18 protein-coding genes are annotated in these 24,878 nt (G+C 65.2%); 8 read left to right on the forward strand and 10 right to left on the reverse strand.

All coding sequences use genetic code 11. The annotated features are described in order from the left end of the window. Positions 1 to 587 precede the first annotated feature (587 nt). Positions 588 to 2,249 (forward strand): arginine--tRNA ligase, encoded by a 1,662-nt coding sequence (gene argS / locus ACH4S9_RS30435; protein WP_311724366.1) that lies wholly within the window; start codon positions 588 to 590, stop codon positions 2,247 to 2,249. A 112-nt stretch (positions 2,250 to 2,361) separates the two neighbouring features. Here the strand turns inward: argS and ACH4S9_RS30440 are convergent, their stop codons facing one another. The 8 genes from ACH4S9_RS30440 to ACH4S9_RS30475 all read right to left on the reverse strand — a co-directional run bounded on the left by ACH4S9_RS30440 (position 2,362) and on the right by ACH4S9_RS30475 (position 11,960). Beyond that, positions 2,362 to 3,540 carry an acyl-CoA dehydrogenase family protein gene (locus tag ACH4S9_RS30440; RefSeq protein WP_311724367.1) on the reverse strand — a complete coding sequence of 393 codons (1,179 nt, stop codon included), beginning with the start codon at positions 3,538 to 3,540 and terminating at the stop codon, positions 2,362 to 2,364. Then, entirely contained in the window at positions 3,531 to 4,673 is a 1,143-nt protein-coding gene (locus tag ACH4S9_RS30445; RefSeq protein ID WP_311724368.1) for a cytochrome P450, read from the reverse strand. The genes ACH4S9_RS30440 and ACH4S9_RS30445 overlap by 10 nt, the downstream gene beginning before the upstream one ends. Positions 4,674 to 4,684: 11 nt before the next feature. After that, complete coding sequence (locus ACH4S9_RS30450) at positions 4,685 to 5,788, reverse strand: citrate/2-methylcitrate synthase (protein WP_311724369.1); 1,104 nt, start codon at positions 5,786 to 5,788, stop codon at positions 4,685 to 4,687. Between the two features lie 23 nt (positions 5,789 to 5,811). Further along, complete coding sequence (locus ACH4S9_RS30455; protein ID WP_311724370.1) at positions 5,812 to 6,603, reverse strand: acetoacetate decarboxylase family protein; 792 nt, start codon at positions 6,601 to 6,603, stop codon at positions 5,812 to 5,814. Positions 6,604 to 6,639: 36 nt separating this feature from the next. Next, a complete protein-coding gene (locus ACH4S9_RS30460; RefSeq protein ID WP_361184054.1) occupies positions 6,640 to 7,581 on the reverse strand; it encodes a TauD/TfdA family dioxygenase in 942 nt (313 codons plus the stop codon). Between the two features lie 51 nt (positions 7,582 to 7,632). Next, a complete protein-coding gene (locus ACH4S9_RS30465) occupies positions 7,633 to 9,735 on the reverse strand; it encodes a VWA domain-containing protein (protein ID WP_385345320.1) in 2,103 nt (700 codons plus the stop codon). A gap of 61 nt (positions 9,736 to 9,796) precedes the next feature. Continuing rightward, positions 9,797 to 10,936: an N-acetyl sugar amidotransferase gene (locus ACH4S9_RS30470; RefSeq protein ID WP_311724373.1), complete on the reverse strand. Its 1,140-nt coding sequence runs from the start codon at positions 10,934 to 10,936 to the stop codon at positions 9,797 to 9,799. A gap of 1 nt (position 10,937) precedes the next feature. Then, entirely contained in the window at positions 10,938 to 11,960 is a 1,023-nt protein-coding gene (locus ACH4S9_RS30475; protein ID WP_361184064.1) for an aminotransferase class I/II-fold pyridoxal phosphate-dependent enzyme, read from the reverse strand. A 1,038-nt stretch (positions 11,961 to 12,998) separates the two neighbouring features. On the opposite strand from ACH4S9_RS30475, the gene ACH4S9_RS30480 reads away from it, so the two are divergent. From ACH4S9_RS30480 to ACH4S9_RS30490, 3 genes are all read left to right on the forward strand, one after another. After that, positions 12,999 to 14,405: a class I adenylate-forming enzyme family protein gene (locus ACH4S9_RS30480; protein WP_398374687.1), complete on the forward strand. Its 1,407-nt coding sequence runs from the start codon at positions 12,999 to 13,001 to the stop codon at positions 14,403 to 14,405. Then, positions 14,377 to 16,197, forward strand: a complete 1,821-nt coding sequence (locus tag ACH4S9_RS30485; RefSeq protein ID WP_398374688.1) for a fatty acyl-AMP ligase — start codon at positions 14,377 to 14,379, stop codon at positions 16,195 to 16,197. The genes ACH4S9_RS30480 and ACH4S9_RS30485 overlap by 29 nt, the downstream gene beginning before the upstream one ends. 432 nt (positions 16,198 to 16,629) lie before the next feature. Then, positions 16,630 to 18,606 (forward strand): type IV secretory system conjugative DNA transfer family protein, encoded by a 1,977-nt coding sequence (locus tag ACH4S9_RS30490; protein ID WP_385345328.1) that lies wholly within the window; start codon positions 16,630 to 16,632, stop codon positions 18,604 to 18,606. An 87-nt stretch (positions 18,607 to 18,693) separates the two neighbouring features. On the opposite strand, the gene ACH4S9_RS30495 is transcribed toward ACH4S9_RS30490, so the two are convergent. After that, the gene (locus ACH4S9_RS30495; RefSeq protein WP_398374690.1) at positions 18,694 to 19,371 is read right to left on the reverse strand and encodes a hypothetical protein; all 678 of its coding nucleotides are present in this window, start codon (positions 19,369 to 19,371) and stop codon (positions 18,694 to 18,696) included. A 60-nt stretch (positions 19,372 to 19,431) separates the two neighbouring features. Continuing rightward, a complete protein-coding gene (locus ACH4S9_RS30500) occupies positions 19,432 to 20,493 on the reverse strand; it encodes a peptidoglycan DD-metalloendopeptidase family protein (protein WP_398374692.1) in 1,062 nt (353 codons plus the stop codon). 454 nt (positions 20,494 to 20,947) lie between these two features. On the opposite strand from ACH4S9_RS30500, the gene ACH4S9_RS30505 reads away from it, so the two are divergent. The 4 genes from ACH4S9_RS30505 to ACH4S9_RS30520 are packed head-to-tail and all read left to right on the forward strand — an operon-like array spanning position 20,948 to position 24,875. After that, complete coding sequence (locus tag ACH4S9_RS30505; RefSeq protein ID WP_311724379.1) at positions 20,948 to 21,811, forward strand: hypothetical protein; 864 nt, start codon at positions 20,948 to 20,950, stop codon at positions 21,809 to 21,811. Then, positions 21,808 to 22,158 carry a hypothetical protein gene (locus ACH4S9_RS30510; protein WP_311724380.1) on the forward strand — a complete coding sequence of 117 codons (351 nt, stop codon included), beginning with the start codon at positions 21,808 to 21,810 and terminating at the stop codon, positions 22,156 to 22,158. Before ACH4S9_RS30505 ends, ACH4S9_RS30510 begins: the two co-directional genes overlap by 4 nt. A 7-nt stretch (positions 22,159 to 22,165) precedes the next feature. Then, positions 22,166 to 22,930 carry a hypothetical protein gene (locus tag ACH4S9_RS30515; protein WP_311724381.1) on the forward strand — a complete coding sequence of 255 codons (765 nt, stop codon included), beginning with the start codon at positions 22,166 to 22,168 and terminating at the stop codon, positions 22,928 to 22,930. Further along, complete coding sequence (locus ACH4S9_RS30520; RefSeq protein ID WP_398374694.1) at positions 22,920 to 24,875, forward strand: hypothetical protein; 1,956 nt, start codon at positions 22,920 to 22,922, stop codon at positions 24,873 to 24,875. The genes ACH4S9_RS30515 and ACH4S9_RS30520 overlap by 11 nt, the downstream gene beginning before the upstream one ends. The last annotated feature ends 3 nt before the right edge of the window (positions 24,876 to 24,878 follow it).

Here is a 24,878-nt window from a genome sequence, read left to right on the forward strand (position 1 = left end):
GAAGTTTTTCATTGGGGCGGCACATGAGTCAAGAGACTTTGAGCCGCCGAAACCTTTTGCCGAACTTCACAGAGCACCTACGTGTTAAGTGATCCAAAAGAGGGTATCGAGGGAATGGTGTCTGAAAGATCTCGTTCTTGAGGTTATGCGGTGTGCCGTGGGCGCGACGGGGAAGGAACAAAGCGGCGCGGTCCGAGAAGATGCCGACCACATCGGTGCGGCGACTGTCTCAAGTCGGCCGCTCAAGCCCGGTGGGCGGCGGACGGACGTCGGCTGCCGAAGGAGACGCCGCCCGACCGATACCGAGCGAGGCAGTCGGGGGGACAGCGCCGAGCTGCCGGCTGGTCCTGGACGGCGTCAGCATCGGGCTGCTCGAAGAGTCGCGGGGAGGGTCACACAACTTGTCCGCACCCCGGTTGGGCAGCGCCTCGGCAGCCGACTGCGTCGTAATGTCACACCGGGGAAGCAGCGGCAGCTCTGAAGGTGTCGCCAAGGGCTCGATCACGACTCGGTGGCTGCCCATCGGCAGGCCGGAGGCCGCCGCATGCCCACCCGGGGGTGGCAATGGTTCCTGTTAATCTGACCCTGTGACCCCAGCAGACTTGGCCTCCGTTATCTCCGACAGCGTGCGCGAAGCAATCAGGTCCGGGCAGCTCGCCGTGGACCCGCCCGAGTCGGTCCACGTTGAGCGTCCCCGCCACCGCGATCACGGCGACTACTCGACAAACGTCGCATTGCAGCTGGCCAAGGCCGCAGGCACGCCGGCTCGCGCTGTGGCCGAATTGCTGGCACCCATCGTGAGCTCAGCCGCCGGCGTCGCGAAGGCGGAAGTCGCCGGTCCCGGATTCCTGAATATTACACTTGAAAGTGCCGTAAAGGGTGCGGTGGCGCGTGACATCGTCATCGCCGACACTGCCTACGGCCGCACGAATGAACTCCAAGGTTTGCGCCTCAACCTGGAATTCGTCTCGGCGAATCCGACGGGCCCTGTGCATATCGGCGGCGCCAGGTGGGCGGTTGTAGGGGATGCACTGGCACGGCTTCTCGAGGCCGCAGGCGCGGACGTGGCACGGGAATATTACTTCAATGACGCCGGCTCCCAGATCGACCGCTTCGCCCGGTCTCTGCTCGCCTCGGCGCACAACGCTCCGGTACCTGACGACGGTTACGGCGGCGCTTACATCCGAGAGATCGCCGATAATGTCCTGAAGCGTCGCCCCGAGGCGCTGAATCTGCCCGACTCGGAAGCTCTCGACGTATTCCGGGCCGAGGGAACGTCTCTCATGTTCGACGAGATCAAGACATCCCTCGCCGAGTTCGGCACTCACTTCGACGTCTATTTTAACGAGAAGAGTCTCCACGATCAAGGAGATCTGGACAAGGCTGTGGCCCGCCTGCGGGAAGGCGGACACGTCTATGAGGCCGATGGCGCGGTATGGCTGCGGAGTACCGACTTCGGCGACGACAAGGACCGCGTCCTCTTGAAGAGTGACGGCTCCTGGACGTACTTCACCGCTGACTGCGCCTATTACCTCAACAAGAGGTCACGCGGTTTCGAGCGGGTCGTCATCATGCTGGGGGCCGACCATCAGGGCTACGTGGGCCGGATGAAGGCCATGGCGGCCTGCTTCGGCGACGATCCCGACAAACACCTCGAAATCCTGATCGGCCAGTTGGTCAATCTGGTGAAGGACGGTCAGCCCGTCCGTATGAGCAAGCGAGCCGGAACGGTCGTGACACTCGACGATCTCGTCGAGGCGGTAGGTGTTGACGCGGCCAGGTATTCGCTCGCGCGAGCCAACGTCGACTCGATGATCGATCTTGACGTCAATCTGCTGACCTCTCAGTCGAACGAGAACCCGGTCTTCTACGTCCAGTACGCGCACGCACGGCTTTGCGCCATCCAGCGCAAGGCGCAGGAGATGGGGGTGGACAAGGGCGGTCCCGAGGATTTCGACCCGGCTCTGCTCTCCCACGAGCGGGAGGACGAACTTCTCCGGATGCTCGGTGAGTTCCCACGAGTGGTGACTACTGCCGCTACCTTGCGGGAGCCGCATCGAGTGGCGCATTACCTGGAGCAGCTCGCCGGCACCTACCACCGGTTCTACGACAGCTGCCGTGTCCTCCCGCGGGAGGGTGAGGAGCCGAGCCCGCTCACCCAGGCACGGCTGTGGCTGACGGACGCCAGCCGGGTGGTCCTGCGGAACGGCCTCAATCTGCTCGGCGTCACTGCCCCCGAGCGGATGTGACCATCGGGTACACAGATCAGCCATCCGTGCGGGTTGGCAGGCAGCCCCGTGGCATCGGGTCCTCGCTGAGGCTCTCTCTTGGGCTCCTGCGAGGACGCGCCACTCTCCGCTCTCAAATACGGACGACCTCCGGCTCCTCCCCACTCAGCAGTGCACCCATAATGGTGAAGAACTCGCGTCCGACACCGGCGTGTTGGCCCAGGGCCTGGATGTCCTGGAAGCGCCGTCGCAAGGATGACGAGGCGTAGATGGCGCTGCCACCGCCGTGCCGGTAGGCGGCTGTCGTGGCGTCCACACACATCGCCGACACCTGTGAGCTGGTCGCGCGCATCTGGGCACGATCGCGCAGGGTGAAATCCCCTCCCCCCGCCGCCTTGCGCCACACCGCCTCGGCTTCGGCGTAGAGGAGTGCGCGCGCGGCCCGCAGCTTCATATGGGTTTCGCCTACATCGGTCTGGAAAAGCGTCGACTCGGCGAGCCGCCGCACACCGTAAGCGGGCCGCTTCCCCGAGGAGGCCAGCTCGGTGACGTCATCGAGCGCCGCCTGTGCGGTGCCGAGTGCCACCGCAGCCATGAACAGGCCCAGTTGGGCTACGGGCGGGACGGCGAAGATGCCCTTGGACTTCGACGGCGTCCCGCCGAACCACTGGCAGTTGCGCTCTTCCGGGCAGTACACGTCTTTCACCTCGACGTCGTGACTACCTGTTCCCCTCAGACCAGACGTGTGCCAGGTGTCCAGAATCCCGACGTCGTCCGGCGAGAGCAATGAGAGCTTCATGTCGGGCCTGCCGTCGATGCCCTTCCGCCGCGCGCCGTCCCCGTCGGTCACCACGCCCTGGGTTACCACCCAGTCGGCATACCGGCAGCCGCTGACGAAGGGCCACCGGCCGTTGATCACATAGCCGCCCGGAACGGGGGTGCACGTGCCCTTGGGGGCATGGGAGCCCACGACCATGACGTCGGGTCCCGCCTGGTAGACGCGGTCGAAGGTCTCTTCGGGGAAGGCCCCCACCACTACCAGATTGCTGCTCCCGATCATGACGTTCCATCCGACCGACGCGTCCGCCCGGGAGACGCGTTCGATGACGGCGAGGGCTTGCTGAATGCTGAGTTCGTCTCCGCCGTGCGCGCGCGGGACCAGCATGCGGAAGCAACCGCATTGCCTGAGGAGATCGAAGACGGGCTGCGAGATGTCGCCGTCTTCCTCGATCTGAGCACTGAGCGCTTCGATCTCCGGCGCCGCCGCATCGATGTTGTCCAAGGTCGTCGACCACATCGTCGTCACCGCCATCGACCATCCACCGTGGTGAAGCGAAGAATGGCGAGTGAGGGGTGATGGACTACGTTGCTCGCTTCGAATGCGAAGCCATGCTCCGTCATCACGCCGACCAGAGCTCTCAAGGAGTCGCGGACGGCTTCGGCGCCCAGGCAGTAGTGTGACCCGCCCCCGAAGGCGACGTGCGCACGCCGTTCCTTTCCGAGCTCCGTCGGCTCGGGGAATGCCGTCTCGTCCAGGTTCGCCGGTCCAAGGCCGAGCAGCACACGTGTGTGCGGGGGAATGACACGTCCCTTGAGCTCGATCGGACGGGTGGCGAAGCGGCGCGTGAACCGGAACGGACTCGAAAGCCGCAGCACCTCCTCACAGAGACCGGCGGACTCCCCGTGGGCAAAGGAGGGATGCGCGCTCAGCAGGCCCAGGACGGTGATGGCGGCGACGAGTGGGTCGTAGGCACCGGTGATCGTCTGGCACATCGCGCCGAGTGCGGCGTCGAACCCGAGTTCCGCGTCCTGGGAGATCGCGCTCAGCGCCTTCATGAACGGGGTGGTGAGCCGCCCGTGCGTGAGCGCGGCGTCGAGCCATTGCGCCACGGACTCCATCGCGCTGACGACACCGGCGAACCCCTCGTCGTCAGTGACCTGCCACGCCAGCTCTTCCAGAATGACCTTCGCCTTCTCCACCAGCCACTCGGTCTCCTCGCCGGAACTGCCCACCACGGCCGCGATGACGTCGACGGAGACGGGTTCCGAGATGGTCTTGAGCCAGGAAAAGGTGTCCGAGGCATGATTTTGATGTGCTCGTGTCACATGTGCGGCGATCCGGGACAGCACATCATCGTCGAGCCTGCCGATGGCCCCCTGAAGATGTGTGCGGAGCCGGGCGTGATAGTCGCCGTCGGAGAAGAGCGGCCATTTGACGTAGAACTTCCTCATCGCGAGCCGGACCGGCGACAGCCCGCTTGTATCCGACGGAGGTCGCTTCGTGGTGAGGCAACGGTCGGGAAGCAATCCCCGCACTTCGGCGTACGAGGCGACCACCACGTCTCCCGTGGTCGTGTCGTGGACCCCGCTTCCGGATCGAGCCGCTTCGGCGAGCAGGGCCGGCACGTCCTCGGTGCTGTAGTCCGCCATGGTGTCGATCAACAACGTGAGGGCCCTCATTCCACTGGACTCAGCGCGGGGCCGGCCCACTCGGAGGCCGGGCTGACTATGCGTCCGTCCTGGCCGACGTACTCGAGTACGTGGGCCGTCCAACCGGCCACGCGGCCGGCGGCGAAGAAGCAGGTGAAGTAGTCGGCCGGGATGCCGACTCCGGCCAGCACCCCGCCCGCGAAGTAGTCCACGTTGGTGAAGTTCGGACGGTCCGGATGGCGACGCAGGAGTTCGTTCAGGGCCGTCTCCTCCAGCGCTACGGCGGTCTCGTAGAACTCGGGGTTGGCGGACTTGCACAAGTCACGCAGGATCGCGGCGCGCGGATCGTATCGCCGGTACTCCCGGTGGCCGAAGCCCATGAGCCGTTCGCCGCGCTCCAGCCTGGCCCGCACGAACGTCGAGATGCTGGGCGCCTGGCGAGCGGCTTCGATCATCTCGGCGGCCGCGGGCGTCGCTCCGCCGTGCGAAGGACCTTTCAGCGTTCCGATGGCCGCGACCACCGCTGACCAGAGGTCGCTTCCCGCGGAGCCCACGATCCGTGCGGTGAAGGTCGACGGGTTCAGGGCGTGCTCGGCGATGAGGACGAGATAGGACTGGAGCCAGGAAGCGCGGGCCGTTTCCGGTTCCTGGGAGGTCAGCATGTAGAGCAGGTTCTCGGCGTGCCCGAGATCGGCCCGCGGGTCGACCAGAGGCTGTCCCTGTGCCCGCCGGAAGCAGGCGGCGACGATGGTGGGCACCACGGCGGTGATGCTGATCGCGTCCTCGATGCTGGGCCGGCCCACGCCGGGCTGTGCGCCCTGGGCGGAGAGGACGGTGCGCAGCCCATCCATGGGATTGACGCCACGAGGAAGTCCGTGCAGGGCGGCGAGGGCGCCTTCATTGAGATGGCGACGCTCTGCGAGCTGCTGCCGGAAGGCGACGAGCTCCTCGGATGAGGGGAAGCTGCCGAACCACAGCAGATGAATGATCTCTTCATAGGAACGGGTGGCGATCTCCTCGATCACGTGGCCACCGCGGTAGACAAGCCGACCGTTCTTGCCGTCGACATGGCTGATTTCGGTACGAGCCACGGTGACACCCTCGAGGCCCGGGTTGTACTGAACTGACATGGGGCTCTTTCTCGTTCTCGGTCTCAGCGGCCGTTGCGGGCGAGGAGACGGCCTCCCGTGATCGTCTCCGCGAACGAGAAGCGGTAGCCGGCCAGGATCTCCACGGGGGCCAGCAGGCTCAGTTCCTCGTATGGAGAGTCGAAGAATTCCAGCTCAGCATCCCCTCGCCACACGTTGGCGATCCGTAGATCCTCACTACCGCCCGTCACCAGCTCGGTCAGATCCGACTCGGACTGATCCCATGCCGGAAAGTGCCGGGTGTGCACGAGTGGAGCCGACGCCAGCGCCGGAGCTTCCGCAGGGCTCTCCAGGGTGATACGGGCCTCGACGAGCCGTCGGTCGCCCGCCGCGAGGCTCCCCGCGAACCGCTCCCCCGGGGCCAGTCCGGGTGTGGCCCGGCCGACGGCGAACTGCTTGGTGATCCAGATGCTCCCGAGCTTCTTGGGGTAGCCCTGAATCAGACCCCGCACCAGTGAGAAATCCCGGTCCACCCAGCAGAAGGGGGATCGCACCATGGGCTTTCCCTGCCAGGTGCAGGAGAGTGCGACATAGAACTCCTTGTACTGCGACCTGACAGGATCGAGGAGTTCGCTGCCGTCATCGGTCGCCGACTGCCAATCACCGAAGATGGCCGCGGCCCGCCCCGGGTCCTCCCCGGGTTCCAGACCTTCCGGAAGGAACGCCTTCACGGCTTCCGGATCGGTCCGGTATTCGACCATGAGCACATCACCGGAGAAGTGCCACGGCGGGGGCGGCACAAGCGACGAGTTTCCTGTGGGAGAGAAGGGGAGCGTGTATCCCTGGAGTCCATTCATTGCATACCTTTCGCGCTGGATTCACCGGGGACAGGGTCAGCCGATCGTGCGGGAGTGCGCGACGCCGCGTACGGCACGGGAGCGGCGGAGATCCCGTACGACATTGACCCGCTTGAGCCATCTGTCGGTGCCGTCGTACCGGGCCTCGAAGGACTCACGGCCGTGCACGGCACGGTAGTTGTCGACGAACAGGACGTCGCCCGCCCGGAGTACATGGCCGGTCAGTGCATCGCCTACAGCACTCATGGCGACGCTGAGGGCTGACGCCGCCTCGGCGTCGTCGGCGGCGGCAGGTCGCGTGTAGTGCTGGTCGAGCCGCAGGTAGGGAGAACTCGTGCCGCCGAAAAGCAGGGGGATCGGGTGGTCCTCCGTAGCGGCACCAGAGCGTGAGCCGTCCGGAAGGATGACGAACCGAGGCTGAGCGAGGACTTCGGCGACGTCGTCCGGCAGCTGAAGGTCGTCGACCGAACCGACCGTCGTGGCGACCTGGTCGTGGTTGCGCAGGCACATGAGTCCGAGGTAGTCCGCGCGCAGCGGGTGAAAGGCGTCCTCGGTGTGCCAGGTGAGTGTGGTGGAACTGCTCGAAGCGAGCTGTACGTTCTCATCGCCCCGGATTGGGACGATGTTGGTCACGATGCGTCCATCGTGCTTGTCGGCCCAGGCGACCGGATCACCCAGGAGACTCGCGCACAGAAAGAGCAGGAACTCCTCCCGATCCGCCGGACTGTCCGAAGAACCGGTTCTCCAATGAGCGGGCGTGCGCCCGATGCCCTGGCCGTCAACCGGGTAACCGCTGATCAGGAGGAGCGTTGACGGCTCGTAGAGGCGGAAGTGATTGAGCCCTTGCCGCAGGGCTCTCGGCAGTTCATGGGCATACACGCTCGCCTCGTCGTGAAAGGCCTGGTTCTGTACGGTGCGGAACCTCTCGACGACTTCGGCCAGCACCGCGGAAACCACTGCGACGTCCTGGCTGTCCATGGCCACTCGGTACGGCCCTGTCCGGACTGTTGGCACCTGTTGCACTCCTCCTCAGCTTGTGGTCCGCAGGGCGGGCGGAAGGGGCAGGAACTCGAGTCCCAGCCGGCGGGCGATGCTCCGCGCGGCGCCGGCCCGGCCGTGCAGGGATCCGATCGGGGCCAGGACCGCACCGCCTACCTGTGCGGTACGCAGCCCTGCTGCTGCTTGGGCCACCGACTCCTGTTCTGCCACGGCGGTGTTTTCCTGGCCGTCCGTCAAAATGATCACCGCGCGCGCACTCGTACCGGGAAAGCGCCAGCTCTGTCTGCACAGTGACACCGCTTGTGCCAGTCCATCGACGAGCGGTGTGCGACCGCGTGCCCGCAAGGATGCCAACGCGTCGACGGCCTGCTGCGGATAGCGCGTGGGGGGTACCACCAGCTCCGCCTTGGGACCTCCGGCCAGCACGACGGCAAGGCGGTCGCCGCGTCGCAGCGACCCCAGCATGGCAAGAAGGAACGCTTTGGCCTGGCGGAACACCCCGTCCATGGCCATGGACCAGGAGGCGTCCAGTACCACGATCAGTGCGACAGCGGAGCGCCCTGTCACCGGCCGACGCACGATGTCGGAGGCACGAAGGGACAAGAGGCCGCTGTTTCCGCTCCGTGCGGGACCTCCGGACGAGGCCATCGATCTCTGCGCTGCCGCGACAACCGTGGCGGCCAGGGAGATCGGCCCATCACCGCTTCGCCGGGTCGACACGGCCCGGCCTCCCGAACTCGCGAGGATCCTCGGCCGCACCAGAATCCGCTGCCGTGGTCCCCGTCGAGCAATCAGGTGGGCGGCCGACACCCCCGGGATCCGCGTCGTCCGTATTCGGGCCTCCGTATCAGGAGGGTCGTCAGTGTCTGCGTCGCCCTCCTGGTCCGGCCTGGCATGGCCGCCGTGCGGCGGCACCGCGCCGGCGCGACGGGCTCGGCCGTTCGGCGTGTGGGGAACGGATGACTCCGTAGCGCCGGCCGGTGAGGGCTGCGCGGTCCACGGAGGCACGACGTCGGCCGCGGGCTCGGGCCCCGAGCCGTCGTCCTGGTCCTCCAGGCGCAGGAGTTCCTCCAGGGAGGTCTCCACGGTCGTGTTCAGGAACTTGGAGATGGCTTCATCGAGCACGAGGGGATCAGAGGTCCGGTGGCCGAGAGCCAGCCGGGCGGAGACGGCGATGTCGTACGGCGTCACCTCGCGCCGCCCCCGGAACGCGGCATGGGCCATCGCGGTCCTCAGCAGTACGAGATCGGCTCGGTGGCTGGCGACACCGGCGCTGATGACGACTTCGGTGACCGACTCGACCACCTCGCGTGTGCATTCGACCTCCGCGAGCAGCGTCCTCGCGGCGTCCAGTCGGGTGGCGAGCGCCTGGTCCTGAGCCAGATAGCGGCGCCGATCGGCGATGCTGTGCTCGTAGTTGATGCGCCGCATGAGCACATCCACGCGGGAGTCGCCATCCCGCAGGATGTCGGAAGTGACCGACAGCCCGAAACGGTCGAGGATCTGTGGCCGCAGTTCGCCCTCGCCCGGGTTCATGGTGCCGACGAGCGAGAAACTGGAGGCGTGGCTCGCGGACACACCGTCTCGTTCAACGAAGTTCACTCCCGAACTCACCGCATCGAGCAGCGCATCCGCCAGGCTGTCCGGCAGGAGGTTCACTTCGTCGATGTAGAGAATGCCGCGGTGCGCGGCCGCCAGCAGACCGGGCGAGAGCCCCACACGGCCTTCGTGTACGGCCTTTTCCAGGTTCAGTGTGCCGATGAGCCGATCCTCGGTCGCGCCGACCGGCAGCGTCACCAAGGGCATCTCCCGTATCAGGACCGGCAGTTCACCGGCGCTGCTCCGCCGCAACCGGCAATCGTGACACAGCTCCTCGGCGTCGTCGGGTTCGCAGTTGAACGAACACTGTGCGACAACGGCAATGTGTGGAAGGAGATTTCGCAGCGCGCGAACCGCGGTGGATTTTCCCGTACCGGGCTCGCCCATGAGGAGAACCCCCCCGACCCGCGGATCGACGATGTTCAGCAGGAGGGCTGTACGCATGGCCTGCTGTCCGACGATCGCGCTGAAGGGATAGCCGGACGCGATCCGATCCGATTGCCCGCCGTTGTCCTGTGAAGCTGACTGTTTCACCCTCTACCGCCTCAACGATTCCGACGATCGCACATGCTGTGCCTTCTGGCGCCACCTGCCGCTATCCCGGCATGTGATCCGCGTCGGAGAGCGCGGAACCACGCTTGACGAGTTCGAGGTCGAATTCACGGCCGCTGCTGGCCTGCTTCACCGCCCCGTCCAGGAATACCTCCTCATCGACGTCGAGCAGTCGCAGAACTCGGTCGAGACTCGCCGGGCGTCGACCGTCACTGCTCTTGCCGAGCTGGATGGCCTCGTCACGGGTCAGCCGGCCGAGTCGCGCCTCGATCGCGCCGAGCCGCGCGCCCCGGCCGTATCCTTCCTGAATGAAGCGGAGATAGTCGCGGGTCCCCACGAGAAAACAGTCGAATTTCTCGTACTCATAGCCCTCCGGGATGCCCTCTTGAGAGGTGCTGCCCCACCCCAGTTCGCGGCGAATGATCTCGACCTGCCGCTTGTCATCCCACTTCAGGTAGTTGCTGAGGAAGATGGGACGCACGCCGGCCCGTGCGATCTCATCTCGGCCGGGGTAGGAGAAGGCTTCCAGATCCTTGCGGTCAACGTCCTTGAGCTCCTTGGCCATACGGTCGAAGCTGAGTCCGGTGGCCACCTCCTGGTAGTCCTCGTCGGCGAGGTCCGAATCGGGGCTGTCCGCGTAGGTGCGCCCTGGATAACTGTGGTACTCGGCGGAACTGGAAGCATGCACGACCAGGGGGACGCCGAGCTGGACGGCCACCCGAACGGGATAGGCGTTGATGCTTGCGTTGCAGTGCCAGCACACCGTGCCCACAGCTTCGAATCCGGCCTGCATCATGCGCTTCACCAGAGGGAAGGGCGGGCGATAGGTGACCTGATCCACACCGAGCTCGTCCAGCACAGTGCTGAGGTTCTGCCATGCCTGCTGTCGCATGAACCGGTTGTCGACTGTCACCGCAAGACAGCGCAGGCCGCGTTCCCGCACCAGGTGGTACAGCACGAATGCCCCGTCCTTGCCCCCGCCGAAGGGGACGACGGCGTCGTACTCGTGACGGCCTCGTATCCCCTCGACGAGGGCTGTGAACTCGCGTTCCCGCGCGTCCCAGTCGATAACCGTGTTCTTCAGCTCATGGTGACGGCAGACCGAGCACACTCCGTCCGTGTCGTTGTTCACACTGCGCCGAGTGTCAGGAAGCCCGCATCTGGTGCATTCTTCGTTGGCCATGTCAGTCCAATCCGACAGAAGATTTGACAGCTGCGCTGAGCCGGGACATAGCAGCCTCGATCACGTCCGGATTGCGTGCCAACGCGACTCTGAACAGGTGCCCTCCCTCTTCGGGGCGCGCCCAGTGGAACTGCCGGCACGGCAGCACGTGAATGCCGTGTTCCAGGAGGTCCGAGCTGACCCGTGCGGCGGCCTCGGCCGAGGGAAAAGCGAGCCGGGCGGCGCTGATCCGCGAGGAGGGGTCGGGCAGGGTCACGCCGGGCAGTGCGCCGACAGTCCGGGCAACGCGTCGGCGATTGGCAGCGATCAGATCGTGCAGACGGTCGAGTCCGCCGGCCGCCGCGTCCCGGGACAGTGACTCCACCAGCTTGAGGACAAGGGGGGAGACCGTCAGGAGGACGTCGCTCACGGCCTTTCGCATGACCGGCCACATGCCCTCGCTCACCGCGAGGATGCCGAGCTTCAGCTCCGACATCGGCCACAGCTTGCCCGTGTCCTCAATCACGACGTACTGCGCGCCGTAGCGGTGGAGCACTTCATAGCCGTCGAACTGCGCCCGTTTGTCGAAGCCCCGGAACGACGTATCAAGGCACAGCAGGATGTTCCGTTCCGCGCACACCCTCACCACCCGCTCGAACTCCTCCTGCTGGAGCACCCAGCCGGTTGGGTTGTTCGGCGTCGTGATGAACAGGCAGGTCGCACCCCAGGAAATGATCTCTTCCAACCGCGCCTGGGCGCAGACGGCCTCCTCGATCGGGGTGATCTTCACTGAGCGGGAAAGGATGTCGTGAATGTTGTCGAAGGTGGGATGCAGAAGGGCGACTCGATGGTTCAGCTCCGCCAATGCGTTCGCCAGTGCCATTGTTGCCACAGATGACGAGTAGAGGCTGAATATCCGCCCGGTCTCCACGGGGGCCGAGTGCTGACCCAACGCGGACATGAACGCCCTGAGAGCCTGTCGCTCGAGTTTCTCGAAGGGCTCTGTGGAAGCAGTCCTGAACAACTCCGGTAGCCGGTCGATCACGGCACTCTGACTGCTGGTCAGGTCATGACGGGGATGCCCATCCGACAAGTTTATCCGAGAGTCGATGGCTATCTGTTCGTGCTGAGTGAGATTTTCGGGAGAGTCCACCTGGTACCTATCTTCATGAACCAAGAAGAAGCAGACGGGGTGACATTCACGGACTGCCGAATGACAGGAGTCATCGAATCCATCGATCCCGCCGAGCACGCTCGCGCCAACTAACGTAGATGTAATCGCCCAGCACGGGACGAGGATTCATCCGAGCAACCGGGGGCCCGCCGATCGATCCAGATTGCGCAGCGGATAGGAATAACCATCAGAAATTTCCCCCGAAATTCCCCGTAAGTCGCATCGGTTCGATACAGCCACCCAAGAACCTTTCCACCGAGGATGCGTCACGTCAACCCCCGCTTCATCCGTGGGTAACAACACGTCAGGGCCTAGATGAAGCCAGCAACGGACCTACGGAGCAAAACGGTTGCTACCGCGCGTCGAAGGTAGAACCGGCCGAGACGAGGCGGCGACAGGCGCGGCCGGCTCATGGCGATGTGCGGCATGGGAAGTTCATAGCAAGGGCAACCATCAACTCGCCCGCTTCAAATCTCTGTTGACAGGGTAGATCGACGATGTCACTCTCCCTGGAGTCCCTGACCCACCAAGCAGCTTCGACGCGCGAGGAGGTGTGAGAAGCGGGTTCGGCACGGCAACTCTATGTTTGTGAATAATCGTCCCAAATGCTGGACACGCCGTATCGATGGTCCCGATAATCGGCCTCGACGCAGGTATTAATACCCCCAAATAGACCTCGCGGAATGCCCACGAGCGCGCGAGGGTCTTGCGCCCTACGGTCAACTCCCGCAGGCATTGCGGGACGTCGGCTACGTCGCCGATGCCGTCCCATCTCCCTTGTGTACGCACCGCGGCGGGGTCAACCGTCCAGCGCTGCGGTTACTTCGCCCCCTGCATGACGGTCGGTGCCATCAACCGGCGGACCGCCGGCCAGCCATGACGTGACGATCTGCGGCTTGAGGACCCACGATGGAGACACTTTTGTCGGACATGGCCACTGACGGACTTTCTGTTACCCATCTCATGGCCCACCGCGTTCACTCTCCGGGCAAGAGCGGGGTTGCGGATGCCGACGGATTCGTCCCGTTGAGGTCTCTGCTGCTTCAAGCTGTCCGGAAAGCCGATCTTCTGCGCCGGTCCGGCGTTGCCAGGGGTGACCGTCTCGCCCTCGATCTCAGCAACAAGAGCTGGGCCTCTGTCTCAATCGACTACCTGGCCTGCGCCTGGCTCGGGGCATGCGCGGTTCTGGCCGAAGATCACCAACTCCTGGGAAGTCTCGATGGACCAGTCACTTTGATGGACGACTGCATCGATTCCGGAGATGTGCGGCATGGCAGGTCCGACCGAGGACGGCCAAGCCCCGGCGATCCTCTCGACATCCTCTTCAGTTCGGGCACTACCGGGACGCCAAAGCCAATCGTCTTCCATCACAAGGACTGGGTCTATCGGCCCTCGGGCGCGGCCTCCAGGGTCGATAAAATCGCACATTACGGTATACCGTTCGGAACATCCACCGGAGTCCACGGAATACTGCTCCAACACATCGCGGCGGGAGCCGTGAGTGTCGCTGCCAAGACTTCCGGGGAAGTCTTCGATCTTGTCAAGTCGTTCGACTGCAATCAATTGGTTGTGACGCCCTACGCCCTGCAAAAACTGATCAACAGTTCCCCTACGGCGGATGCGTTTGAGCAGATCAAGACAGTGAAAGTCGTGGCAGGACCCGTCACGGGAAGCCTGGCGTCGGCGGCCATCGACGCCTTTCCGAATGCCAGAATCTTTTCCATCTACGGAGCCACGGAGCTGGGTGGGACAGTCTTTACACGACTCGTCAAGCGCGGGGAACCCAATGGCTTGGGAGTGCCGAGCCCTGGCGCAGTCTGCCGAATCGTCGATGAACGTGGTGCACCACTTCCACCAGGCGAGGTAGGGCAGATTCAGGTGGCCCAGGGGCCGGCTGCCGCGAATATGTCGATTCCCACTCAGCACTGGATCAGTGTCGGAGACATGGGCTACATGGACAAGGTAGGGCAAGTCCATCTGGTGGGGAGGGCGAAAGAAATCCTGTTTCTCTCCGATCGGCGTAGTACGCCCGGGAAAATCGAGGAAGGCCTACTCCAGATCCCGCTCGTCGAAGACGTCGGGGTTGCGGCGATCGATAACGTGGATGGGTGCGACAGGCTTGGCGCCTGTGTGGTGCTCAAGGACCGCGACAGGGTTCGCGAGGCAGCGGAGGCATTGGCTCAATTCGATCCTCCGCTTTTTAGAATCAGGTATGTTTCGTCGATTCCTCGCACTTCCCTTGGAAAACCTCTTCGAGATCAGATATGGCATCTTCTGATGGATTCTGATGCCGAAGGTGTGTGGCTTCGCCCCTAGCGGTTGGGGACGGTCACACCGCCGCTGGCCTAGAGAAGGGTTTGGCACTCTGTCCGACTGGCGTCATGAGATCCTCGCTCCCGCGGCCTCGGCGACCACGCCATACGACTGGCTCATACGCAACGCCGTCGACTGCCCCAGGAGCCCAGCCTTCGGTCACTGGCATGACGGCGGCGTTGATGGCCTCTACACCTTCCCTCAACTCCTCGACCAGGTGCACAAAGCAGGGGCCGGGCTGAAAAAGGAGGGCGTGGGACCACAGGACCGGGTTCTGTTGTCCCTGCCCAACGGGGTGGGGTTCGTCGTGGGTTTGCTGGCCTGTCTGGGACTCGCCGCCATCCCTGTGCCCGCTCCGGTGCCGAGCCTCGGTCGACCGGAAGCCTTTCGGGAGCGCCTTCTGCGTATCACGGCTGACTGCCGGCCGACGCTGGTGATCACATCCGCGGACTGGATGCAGCAGGTCGAAGGCGTGGTCGGGGACGCGGAGTTCGGAGTACGCGTGGTGGATGTCGAGAGCCTCCCCGAGCGGAGTGACGCTCCGTTCGAAAGGAGACCGGCAGGGCCTGTCGCACTGCTTCAGTACACCTCGGGCTCGACAACCCGTCCCCGGGGTGTGATGGTCACGAGTCAGAACCTCCATGAGAGCTGTCAGCAGGCTGCCAAACGCTATGGCGAAGGCCCGACCGACAGCGTGATCACCTGGGTTCCGCTCTATCACGACATGGGTTTGATCACGGGTCTCATGCGGCCGCTGTTCAGCGGTTATCCCTCCTACTTCATGAGCCCTCAGGAATTCGTCCGCAGGCCCGCCACGTGGCTGGAAGCGATCAGTGCATGCGGTGCGACACTCGGCAGTGCGCCGAACTTCGCCTACGACTACTGCGTCCGCAAAATCTCGAAAGAACAAGCAGCGCGGCTCGACCTGCGGAGCTGGCGTATCGCCCGCAACGCCAGCGAGGTAGTGCGGCCCGAAACAGTGCAGAGATTCACCGAGTGCTTTGCGGCAGCGGGTTTACGGCAGAGCGCCATGAGTCCTTCCTACGGTCTCGCCGAGGCGACACTGGCTGTGACGGCATCGGCTCCGGACGTCCCAGCAGCCCGGATAACCGTGGACCGGAGTGCGCTCCAGGCCGGTCGAGTGGTCCAGGTAACAGGATCGGCACCCGATTCGGAGGCTTCCGTCTCTCTCATCTCTTCGGGAACCCCCGTCGCCGATACGCACCTGCGGATCGTGCCCGACGTCGCCGGAAGCGACGTCGGGGAGATTCATGTACGCGGACCGCAGATCTCACCCGGTTACTGGAGCATGGAGTCGGGGCAGCACGCGTCTGGTGAGCACCGCTGGCTCGAGACCGGCGACCTCGGCTTCCTCTGTGAAGGTCAACTCTTCGTACTCGGGCGCAAGGACGACACCCTGATCATCCGAGGCCGTAATCACCACAGCGCGGATATCACAACGGTCTGCGGAGCGCTCCCCGGAGTTCGGCACGGGCGAATCGCCGCGTTCGCCGGCCCCGGGCGGGTACATGACGGCGTCGGAGTTGTCCTGGAGGTCACCCGCGATTTCGAACGATCTGAACCTGATTGGGCTCGGCTGGCCGCAAGTGTCACCGAGGCACTGGCGCGGCGGTTGGAACTGGGCGTCCAGTTCGTTGGTCTCGTTGGTCCTGGACAGCTGCCGGTGACGACAAGCGGCAAAGTGCGGTCGTCCGAAGTGGGACGCCGTGTTGTCGCAGGTCGGATGTCGTTCCTTTTCCAGTGGCAGGCGCCGACTGGTGGCCTCGTGTCCTAGGACCGGGCGCCGAATGCTCATCCTGAGCGATCGGTCCCTGACGGGCTGTCGGTGAACACCCCAGGGAAACACCGGTCGGCACACACCTCGCCCAGTTCCCAGGGCGCATGGGCGCCGGGCAGCAGGTTGCGGTGCCCGGCCGGATCGCGGGTGAACGCCTTCGCGGCGGACTCCGGTTCGCGCCTTTGCCGCGCGTGCGGACGGCGAAGTCCGTCAGGGAATGGGCACATTGGCGGGCGCTTCGCCGCTAGACTCGCGGTTGACTCCCCTCGCCAGTTGCTGAGGCGTGTTCGATGACCGATCTCCCTGCATCGGCAGGTCTCACAGGAAGCGCCCCTCAGCCGTCGGCCGGGAGATCTTCGGATTTCCGGTCCTCGGCGGCGTGCAGGGCGTCCTACCCGGAAGAGACCGGAAGAGAGAGGTACCGACGGCGTGTCCAAGAGCGCGAAAAGTAAGTCCGTCACCGATATGCCCGGCCACGTGTGGTCGACGGATGAGCTGATCGCCGCAGGTGTGGCCCTCTTGCTGGCGATAGTTTGGGTTCTCGGGGTATTGGCATGGGCGGCGGGGGGACTTGTCGCGCTGGTCACAAACGGCGGTTGGCCTGCCCAGCCCTTTTCTACAACGTTTCCCATGGTCATCGACCTGGTCGTCCACTGGGACGACCGCGCGCTCGCGTGGTCGGTTGTGGATCGGCCACTGCTGGGACCCGACTGGTTGTTCTGGTCGGTTTACGTCATATTGGTCATCCTGGTGGGGGCCATCGTGAAGATGGTGCTCAGCTGGATTTTTCGCGTGCTGGCCCAGCAGCGTCGCTCGCGGCACATCAAGGTCCGTAAGGCACAACGGGATAATTCAGTCATCTGGGCGAAGCCCTCGGAAGTAGAATCTCTCTTGGTCCCTGACCGGAATAATCTCTCCGGGCGCGTCTACCTGGGTGAGGTGGTGGGCACCCCGGAGGCCAGGCTGGCGACCTCGCGCTACACCTCGGTCGCGGTCATCGCCCCAACGGGTTCGTCAAAGACGGTGAAATACGTTGTGCCGACCATACTGACCTGGCCCGACGCCATCTTCGTCACGTCCACGAAAAATGACATCGCGGATCTGACCCTGAACTACCGCGCAGAGACACTTGGTCGACCGGTTTATATTTTTGATCCCGCAGGAGAGTGGCCGGAGGATCAGCGCAAATATCTGTGCGCGTGGTCTCCACTCATGGCGATTCGTGACTTTTCCGATGCCGACAAGATAGCTCTATGGCTCTCCGAAGCGGCGATGGAGAACGCCAGCCAGGATGGGGAGGCGCGCTACTGGATCAATCTCACGCAGATATGCATGGGGCCCATGCTGTGGATCGCCAGGAAGACCAACAAGACGATGCAGGACATTGCGAACTGGATCGGCTACCAAGACTTCGAGGCGATAGAGCGGCATTTCGACGAATATGAACGCGAACTCGATGATCAGGCGTCGAAGGAGGATCTGGCGATAGCCAGGCGTGGGCTGTCGGCAACCCAGAAGCGTCACGTGAAGGACCGCTCCGTGATCTTCGCCAATGCGGACGTCATTCTGAAGCCGTTCATGTCCGCGCAGATGGCGGCGACGACGGATATCAGGTTTGATGAGGAGGGGAAACCCTACAGCCCTTTCGGCCTCCGGATTCTGGATATCGAACACGTCCTGGACACGGGTGGCACCGTCTATGCCATCAGCGACGAGGAAGAACAAGAAATGCTGCGCCCCGTCTTCCAGTCGGTGGCGATGTCCTACCTTCGAGCCTGTCGGAAGCGCCAGCGGCGACAGGGCGCCGGTCCCCTGGTGAACCCCCCGCTGCTCCTGCTCGAGGAAGCCGCCAACGTCGCCCCGCTGCCGACCCTCGACAAGATGGCTGCGACCTACCGTGGATTCGGAATCGTCATCATGTCGATTTGGCAGGACGAGTCACAGGTGGCGACGCTCTACGCCACGCGAGCCCCCACGGTTCTGGGGAACCACACGACCCGGGTGTACCTACCCGGGTCCTCGGACGACACAACACTGGACCGGCTCTCCCGGCTCATCGGAGATCAATCCGTTTCACAGCACAGGTTCGGATACACGCACCAGGAAGGGCACCAGAGGATAACGGCCAACGAAGGCGTCGAGGACATCCGGCTCGCCCCGATCGACTACCTGCGCACTTTGCCGAAGGACGTCGCGGTCATCCTGTCCGGCAATCTTCCGCCCCTCAAGGTCTCGGCGACACCGTGGTTCAAGGACCCGGAGATGCGCGCGCGCATCGGCACGGAGATGTGCGAGAAGTATGACCGCGCCTTCGGCGAATCGAAGCCGGCAGCTGCGACACCAGTTGAGGCGTCCCGTATGCCGGCGCGTGCTTCCCTGCGGATCCGTAAGCGGTCGCGGTCGTAGAGCGCATGCGGCGAGTGGGGGGTGGGGCAACGGCTTCCCACCCCCGGAGCCCGGCGGCTTTGGTGACCCCCCGACGGCACTCCCCGCCTAGTGTTGGGCGCGCAGCTTGTCCAGCCGGGCCCGTAGGCTCCTGGCCGCCTTGCTGTCCCGGCCGCCGGTTGCGGCGAGCATGGCCAGGACATCCGCCCCGACGCTGAGCTTCTCCTGTGGGTCCGTGATGGATGTCCAGGTGAAGAGGGCCCGCCGCGCCGAGGCGCGGGTGAGCGAGTGGTGATGTCCCACCACCGCCGCCTGAAGGCTGGTGGTGTGCAGATACCAGCGGGCAGCGGTGGCATGGTGCCCCATCAGATGGGCGAGCCAGCCCCGCAACTCGCGCATATTGATGGTGTGCGGGTGTGCCGGGCCGAACTCGGCGGTGATCTGCTGGTCCAGTTGGTCCGCTTCGATCGTGGCCCAGGCCAGATGCCCCCGGTCCCCTGTCTGAAACGCGGTGGTAACGGTCGCCACGCGCTCGCGGTACTTCGCCGGAGGCGGTTCGGGCGCTGCTTGTGCGGGTTGCCGTGGCTGCGGCCTCGGCCCAGGGTCGGGCACCGGCTCGGCGGCGGACAGCCGGGAGGCTGCCTGGGGACCGGAGGCCGCGAGGGCGGCCGGAGCTGATCGCGCCGCTTGCTCGGCCGTCGGCGACGGCGAGGGCTGGAGCGCGGTGAAGTCCCAGAAGGCGGGGCTGACGGTGCCCCATGGGGCGAACGTCTCCTCTTCGTCCATGAATTACCTCACGTCGTCCGTTCGGCACTGGTTCCCGGATCCGGGCCCTGGCCCAGCTCGTCAGATGCTCACGCCGTGCTGGCGCAGGTAAGGGATCGGGTTGACGTCCGACCCGTACTCCGGCCCGGTACGGATCTCAAAATGCAGGTGCGGGCCGGTGACATTGCCCGTGGCGCCCGACAGGCCGATCTTCTGGCCGCCCTTGACCGTGTCGCCCTTCGAGACGCTCAGCGAGGAGAGATGGGCGTAGTGGCTGTACTTGCCGTCGGCGTGCCGGATGACGATCTGGTTTCCGTAGGCTCCCCCTTGGCCGGCCGTGATGACGGTGCCGGGGCCGACGGCCTTGACGGTCGTGCCGGTCGGTACGGTGAAGTCGATGCCTGTGTGGTAGCCGCTGGACCAGTGCGCGCCGGTCGCGTGATAAACGGTCCCGAGTGCACCGCTCGTCGGCCGCGTCCAGGCGCCGGAGGAGCCGCCGGAGGAGCCGGAGAGGGTCAGCTGGCGCGACGACGCCATGATGATCTTGACGTAGTCGTACGTCTGGCCCTTTGCGAACGACGCCGGGGGCACGCCCGCGTAGCGCTCAACGGCGCACCAGCCCGCGTTGTAGCCCGCCAGCGCCAACTCGGTCGGGGAGCCGTTGTACTGCGAGGGGTCCGTGACAGTCTCCGTCGGGCAGTCGTTGTACTTGGCGGGGTTTTTGGCCCGCTTCAGCAGCGAGCACATGAACCTGCCCTGTGCCGGTATCGCATCGTTGGGGTCCCAGACGTCCCCGCCCTCACCCCAGGTCTTCCAGGTGCCCGGCATGAACTGGGCGATCCCCTGGGCCCCGGCGGGCGATGAGGCTTTGGGATTGAAGCCCGACTCCTGCTTCAACTGCGCGGCAAGTATGGAGGGAGACAGTCCGGCTTTGCAGTCGTTGGCGGCCTGCACGATGAGTCCCTCGTACTGACTGGGCACCCCGCCGCGCCCGACTTTCAACGACCCCCCGGCCAGACCGGGGTCCAGTGGGGTCGAACCGCTGTCGGACAGGGAGGCCAGCACGAAGACACCCACTATCAAGCCGAACGGCATAGTCAGCGAAGCCGCAAGCACCAGCTTCAGCCCACGTTTGATATCCACTCAGGGCCCCCCGGGCGGCACCGTGCCTGCCACCAATTGCCGCAGTTTGCACTCTCGAACGAGCGGCAGCGTCAGGAATAGATCATTCCGCTTTCACGGACGGATCGGTGCTGTGCACTGCAATCCGCCCCACCTGGGTGATCCTCCCCCAACTGGCAGCAGGCCGCTCGGGTGTTGAGGGAAAGTTGAGGGTGTGTTTCTATCACAGTGGCCACACCAGTATCACGTGGACATGACCTGATGTCGTCTGCTAGACACTCACTATTGCGGCCGCCGTTGCCCGAGTGGCCGCCGTCTAAACGCTCACTTTGCGGCCAGGCCTGTCGCGGTCGCCGCCGTCGCCAAGCGCTCATTTCGGGGCATTCGCTGCGGTGAAAGTGATTGCAAGCGGGGGGGCATAGTGAAAACGCAGTCTGTGATGTCACTCACACCACAAAACCGGCTGGTAGTACCCGTGCTGAGCGCGGTTGGCGGCAGCGGACGGTCCACCACGGCCGGCCTGTTGGCCTATGCCCTGTCGGCGATGGGCTCGACCGTCGTACTGGACACAGGACCACGCCTGTCCTCACCCTGGCCCGCCTGGAGCGCCGAGCCCGGAACGGGCCTGCTCTCGCTCCCGCCGGACCGGCCGCTGACCCACAGTCAGGTCCAGGCGGCAGCGTCCCGCTTTCCGGCTCCGAGCGGCGGCACATGGCAGGTGCTCACCGATCATCAGGAGTGGAGTCATCCACCCTTGCCCCTCCCCGAAGATCCGGCCGCCTGGTACCAGTTGGCGGCGATCGGCGGGTGGCAGGCGGTCGTCGCGGACACCGTCCATCCGGTCGCTCACGATGTGCTCACCGCGCGCTGCGCCGGCTCCACCGGACTGACGGCCCGCTGGTGCGAACTCCCTTTCTCCGTACCGGTTCTGTGCGCCGCAACCACCGGATCCGGGGTCCAGGCCCTTCAGACCGCCGTCAAGGCCGCCTCGGCGGAGGGGCTTCCCCTTCACCGCGTGATCGTCGCCCTGACCGGCATCGGGGAGGGCAGGTCTCCCGCCGCGGTGAAGGCCGCCGCCGCGATGCTCGAACCTCGAGTCCGGGCGGTCGTCCAGGTGCCCTATGACCCGCGCATCCGCGCCCACGGGATGCGCGACGCATCCCGCCTGAAACCACGCTCGCTGGAGGCGGGCCGACAACTCGCCCTCGCGGTGGTGGGCTCGGCCCAGGCCGCCTGGGGTGATCCACTCCCCGCGGCTGCCGTGCCGCGTACTCAGACCGCGGCCCCGCCCCGCGTCCACGACACCGCCCGCATCGCTTCGAAAAAGGTTCCTGCATGAGTCAGTTTCTGCAGTCCCTGCATGCCATTGCCAACGACCCGCACCTTCAGTTCCTCGCCGCCGATGACCCGACCGACAAGCCCATCGTTCCCGACTACAAGCCCAAGCTGCCCGGCGAGATCCGGACGCCCACCAGCACGATTCTCGCCTGGACCGCGGGCGGCGGGCTCTCTCTGGCGGTACTGGGCGGCCTCGTCGGCTGGGGTCTGGTGGCCATCGGGCACAACACCGAGCGGGCGAGTCTCGCCGCCCGGGGCAAATCCTCGATCCTCTGGAGCCTGATCTCCGGGGTGGGCATCGGCGTTACCTCTGGTCTGGTCATGGGCTTCTACAACATGTCGAACTGAGGCGGATATGGAAGACCAAGACCGCGCGGCCCGCCGGGCCCGCGTCCGCCTGGTCGCCATCGGGGGACTGGCGCTCGCCCTGCTCGTCGGCGGTGGCGTTCTGCTGACCAACGCCGTAAGCGGCCAGGGCGCGTCGGCCGCGCCCTCCGGCGAGCGCAGGTCCAGCACACCTCATCCGACCCCGTCGGCGTCCTCGCGGGGCAAGATGACTCCCGCGAAGGCCAAGCCCATGCACCTCCTGAAGCCTGAGAGCGGCAAGGACGGCTTCTCCGTCGGTTTCCCCCGCACCGGGCCCGGCGCCGTCTCGGCCGCCGTCTACTACCTGGAGGAGTCACCCTTTCTCGACGATGTCAGGACCCGGCAACAGCTGTCGGCCGTCACCTCCAGGGGTTCTTCCGCCTACATCGACAAGCAGGTCTCCGAGGTCCGCAAGGTGCGCGAAGCCGCGGGGCTGGCGCCTTCCGGCGGCGTGCCGGGGGGTCTGACTTTCACCACCAACGTCAACGCGATCCGGGCGACGCCGCTGGTGAATCGACGTCTTGTCCAGGTCTGGCTGAACTACGACCGCTACGCGACCAAACCGGACGGCACCCCGGCCAACGAGCCGATCAAGGATGAGACGACCGACCTCCTCCTCATATGGGAGGACGGCGATTGGAAGATCACCGACGAGCCGCGCTATCGCAAGTTGCGGACTTTCCCGGCGTCCTACGACCCCGACAGCCCCATCTCCTGGCAGAGCGGTTGGTGGCAGGTGGCGCATGTGGCGTGACCGGTTCCGGCGGGCTCTGACCCTGTTGCTGACCTTGGTGTTCTGTCTCGGCGTCGGCGCGGCGAGCGCCCCCGTGGCCTCCGCGGACGATCCCAAGGGCTATGTCGACTACGGCCCTCCGAAGGACCCGCCCAAGGAGTGGAGCGACGACGGCAAGGGCAACGGCTGGTCTCCGGGCATCGGCCTCGATGACCAGAACCACTGGTGCAACACCACGCTGGGGGCCGATGTCAAACGCTGCGACACAGAGAAGGCCATCGGTGAGATACCCGGCACCTATGAGCCGTGCAGCGATGTCATGGACGGCTGTTCCAAGGATGACCTGAAGAAACACGAGCTCAAGAAGCTCAAGGAGTGGCGAGAGAAGGCCGACCACAACCACAAGAACTACAAGAAGCTCAATGAGCTGATGACCAAGTGCGTGAACGACGGTCGGACGTTCCAGGACTGCTCGAACGAGCATGGTTCGAACTACCCGATGATCAACGTGAAAACGCCATGGGAGTGGGTCGGCGACGCGGTCGCGAGTCTGGCGACCGACATGCTCACCAAGGCGGCGGAGTACATCGGCAAGTCGGTCGTATGGGTGCTCAAGCAGTTCGCCGACGCGTTCAACAGCTGGTCCACCATCAAGCTGGGGCAGACCGGTATCGGTTCCACGATGAGCATCATGACCGGCCTGTCCGTGCTGCTCGCGGCCTTTCTGCTGTTGCTCCAGTTCGGCAAGTTGGCCATCAGCCAGCAGGGTGCCCCGCTCGCCACCGCGCTCACCGGACTGGCCAAATGGGCGATCATCCTCGCCGTCTACGTGGTCGCCATCCAGACCGCGCTCGACTGGTCCGACCAGCTGAGCACCGCGGTCATCAATGAGACCTTCAAGGGCGGCGGCTCCGGAGAGAAGGACGCGGCGAAGGCGATGCAGACACAGCTCGGCGAGCTGTTCGCCGGGCTGGGCGCCGCCGGTGGGACGGCTGCCGCCGGCGGCGCGCTGATCACCGGCAGCGGCATGCTGGCCTCCTCGGTCGGCTTTGTCATCGTCGTCGGCATCCTGTGCATCCTGGCCATCGGAGCGCTGTGGATCGAGATGCTGATGCGTCAGGCCGGGCTCATGGTCCTGGTCGCCGTGATGCCCATCGTCCTGGCGGGGCAGATGGCGGACTCGACCCGTGAGTGGTGGCCCAAGGCCCGTAACGCGGTGATCGCGCTGATCCTGATGAAGCCGGTGATCGTGATCTGCTTCTCCATCGGCTTCAACGCCATGAGCGAGGGCAAGGGCGCCCGCAATGTCCTGGTCGGCCTGATGATCTTCGTCCTGTCGTGTTTCGCCTGGCCGGTGATCGCCAGGTTCATGACCTTCACCACCAACGGCGACGGCAACAGCACCGGCTCCGCGCTCTTCGGCGCGATGGGATCGAATATGTCGGTGAATGCCTCCAAGTCCCGGCCGCAGATGGGAGGCGCGGGCATGATGGGCGGGGGCGCCGGCTTCACCATGGGGCTGGAGGACGACAACGCCTCCACCGCCTCCAGCGGCTCAAACTCCGGCGGCGGCGGCGGTTTCTGGTCCAAATTCATGAACGGCAGCGGTGCCGGCGGCTTCGGCAGCAAGCTCGGCGGTGTCGTGAGCCTGGGCCTGCAAGCCGCGGCCGTCGGCAAGGACATCCTGGAGGACGCGGGCGCCAACACCGCGGCCCACGCCGGCCTCGGTCCGGCTTCCAGTGCCGACCGCCATGTGATCATCGGTCGCCGCGGTCAGCGCGGCGGCGGGGGCGGCGGGGGCGGCGGCGGGGACGACGACGACTCGGCACCACCGCCGCCCGCGGCGGGAGGGTACTCCGCAACGCTGGAGCGGGATGCCCCCGCGGACACCTCGGCTCCGCCACTCCCGCCAGGAGGGGACCACACCATCGCGGCTCCACCGGACTCCTACACGTGGAGGGACTAGCCC

The sequence above is a fragment of the Streptomyces sp. NPDC021225 genome (genome assembly GCF_044332865.1).
Lineage (GTDB): Bacteria > Actinomycetota > Actinomycetes > Streptomycetales > Streptomycetaceae > Streptomyces.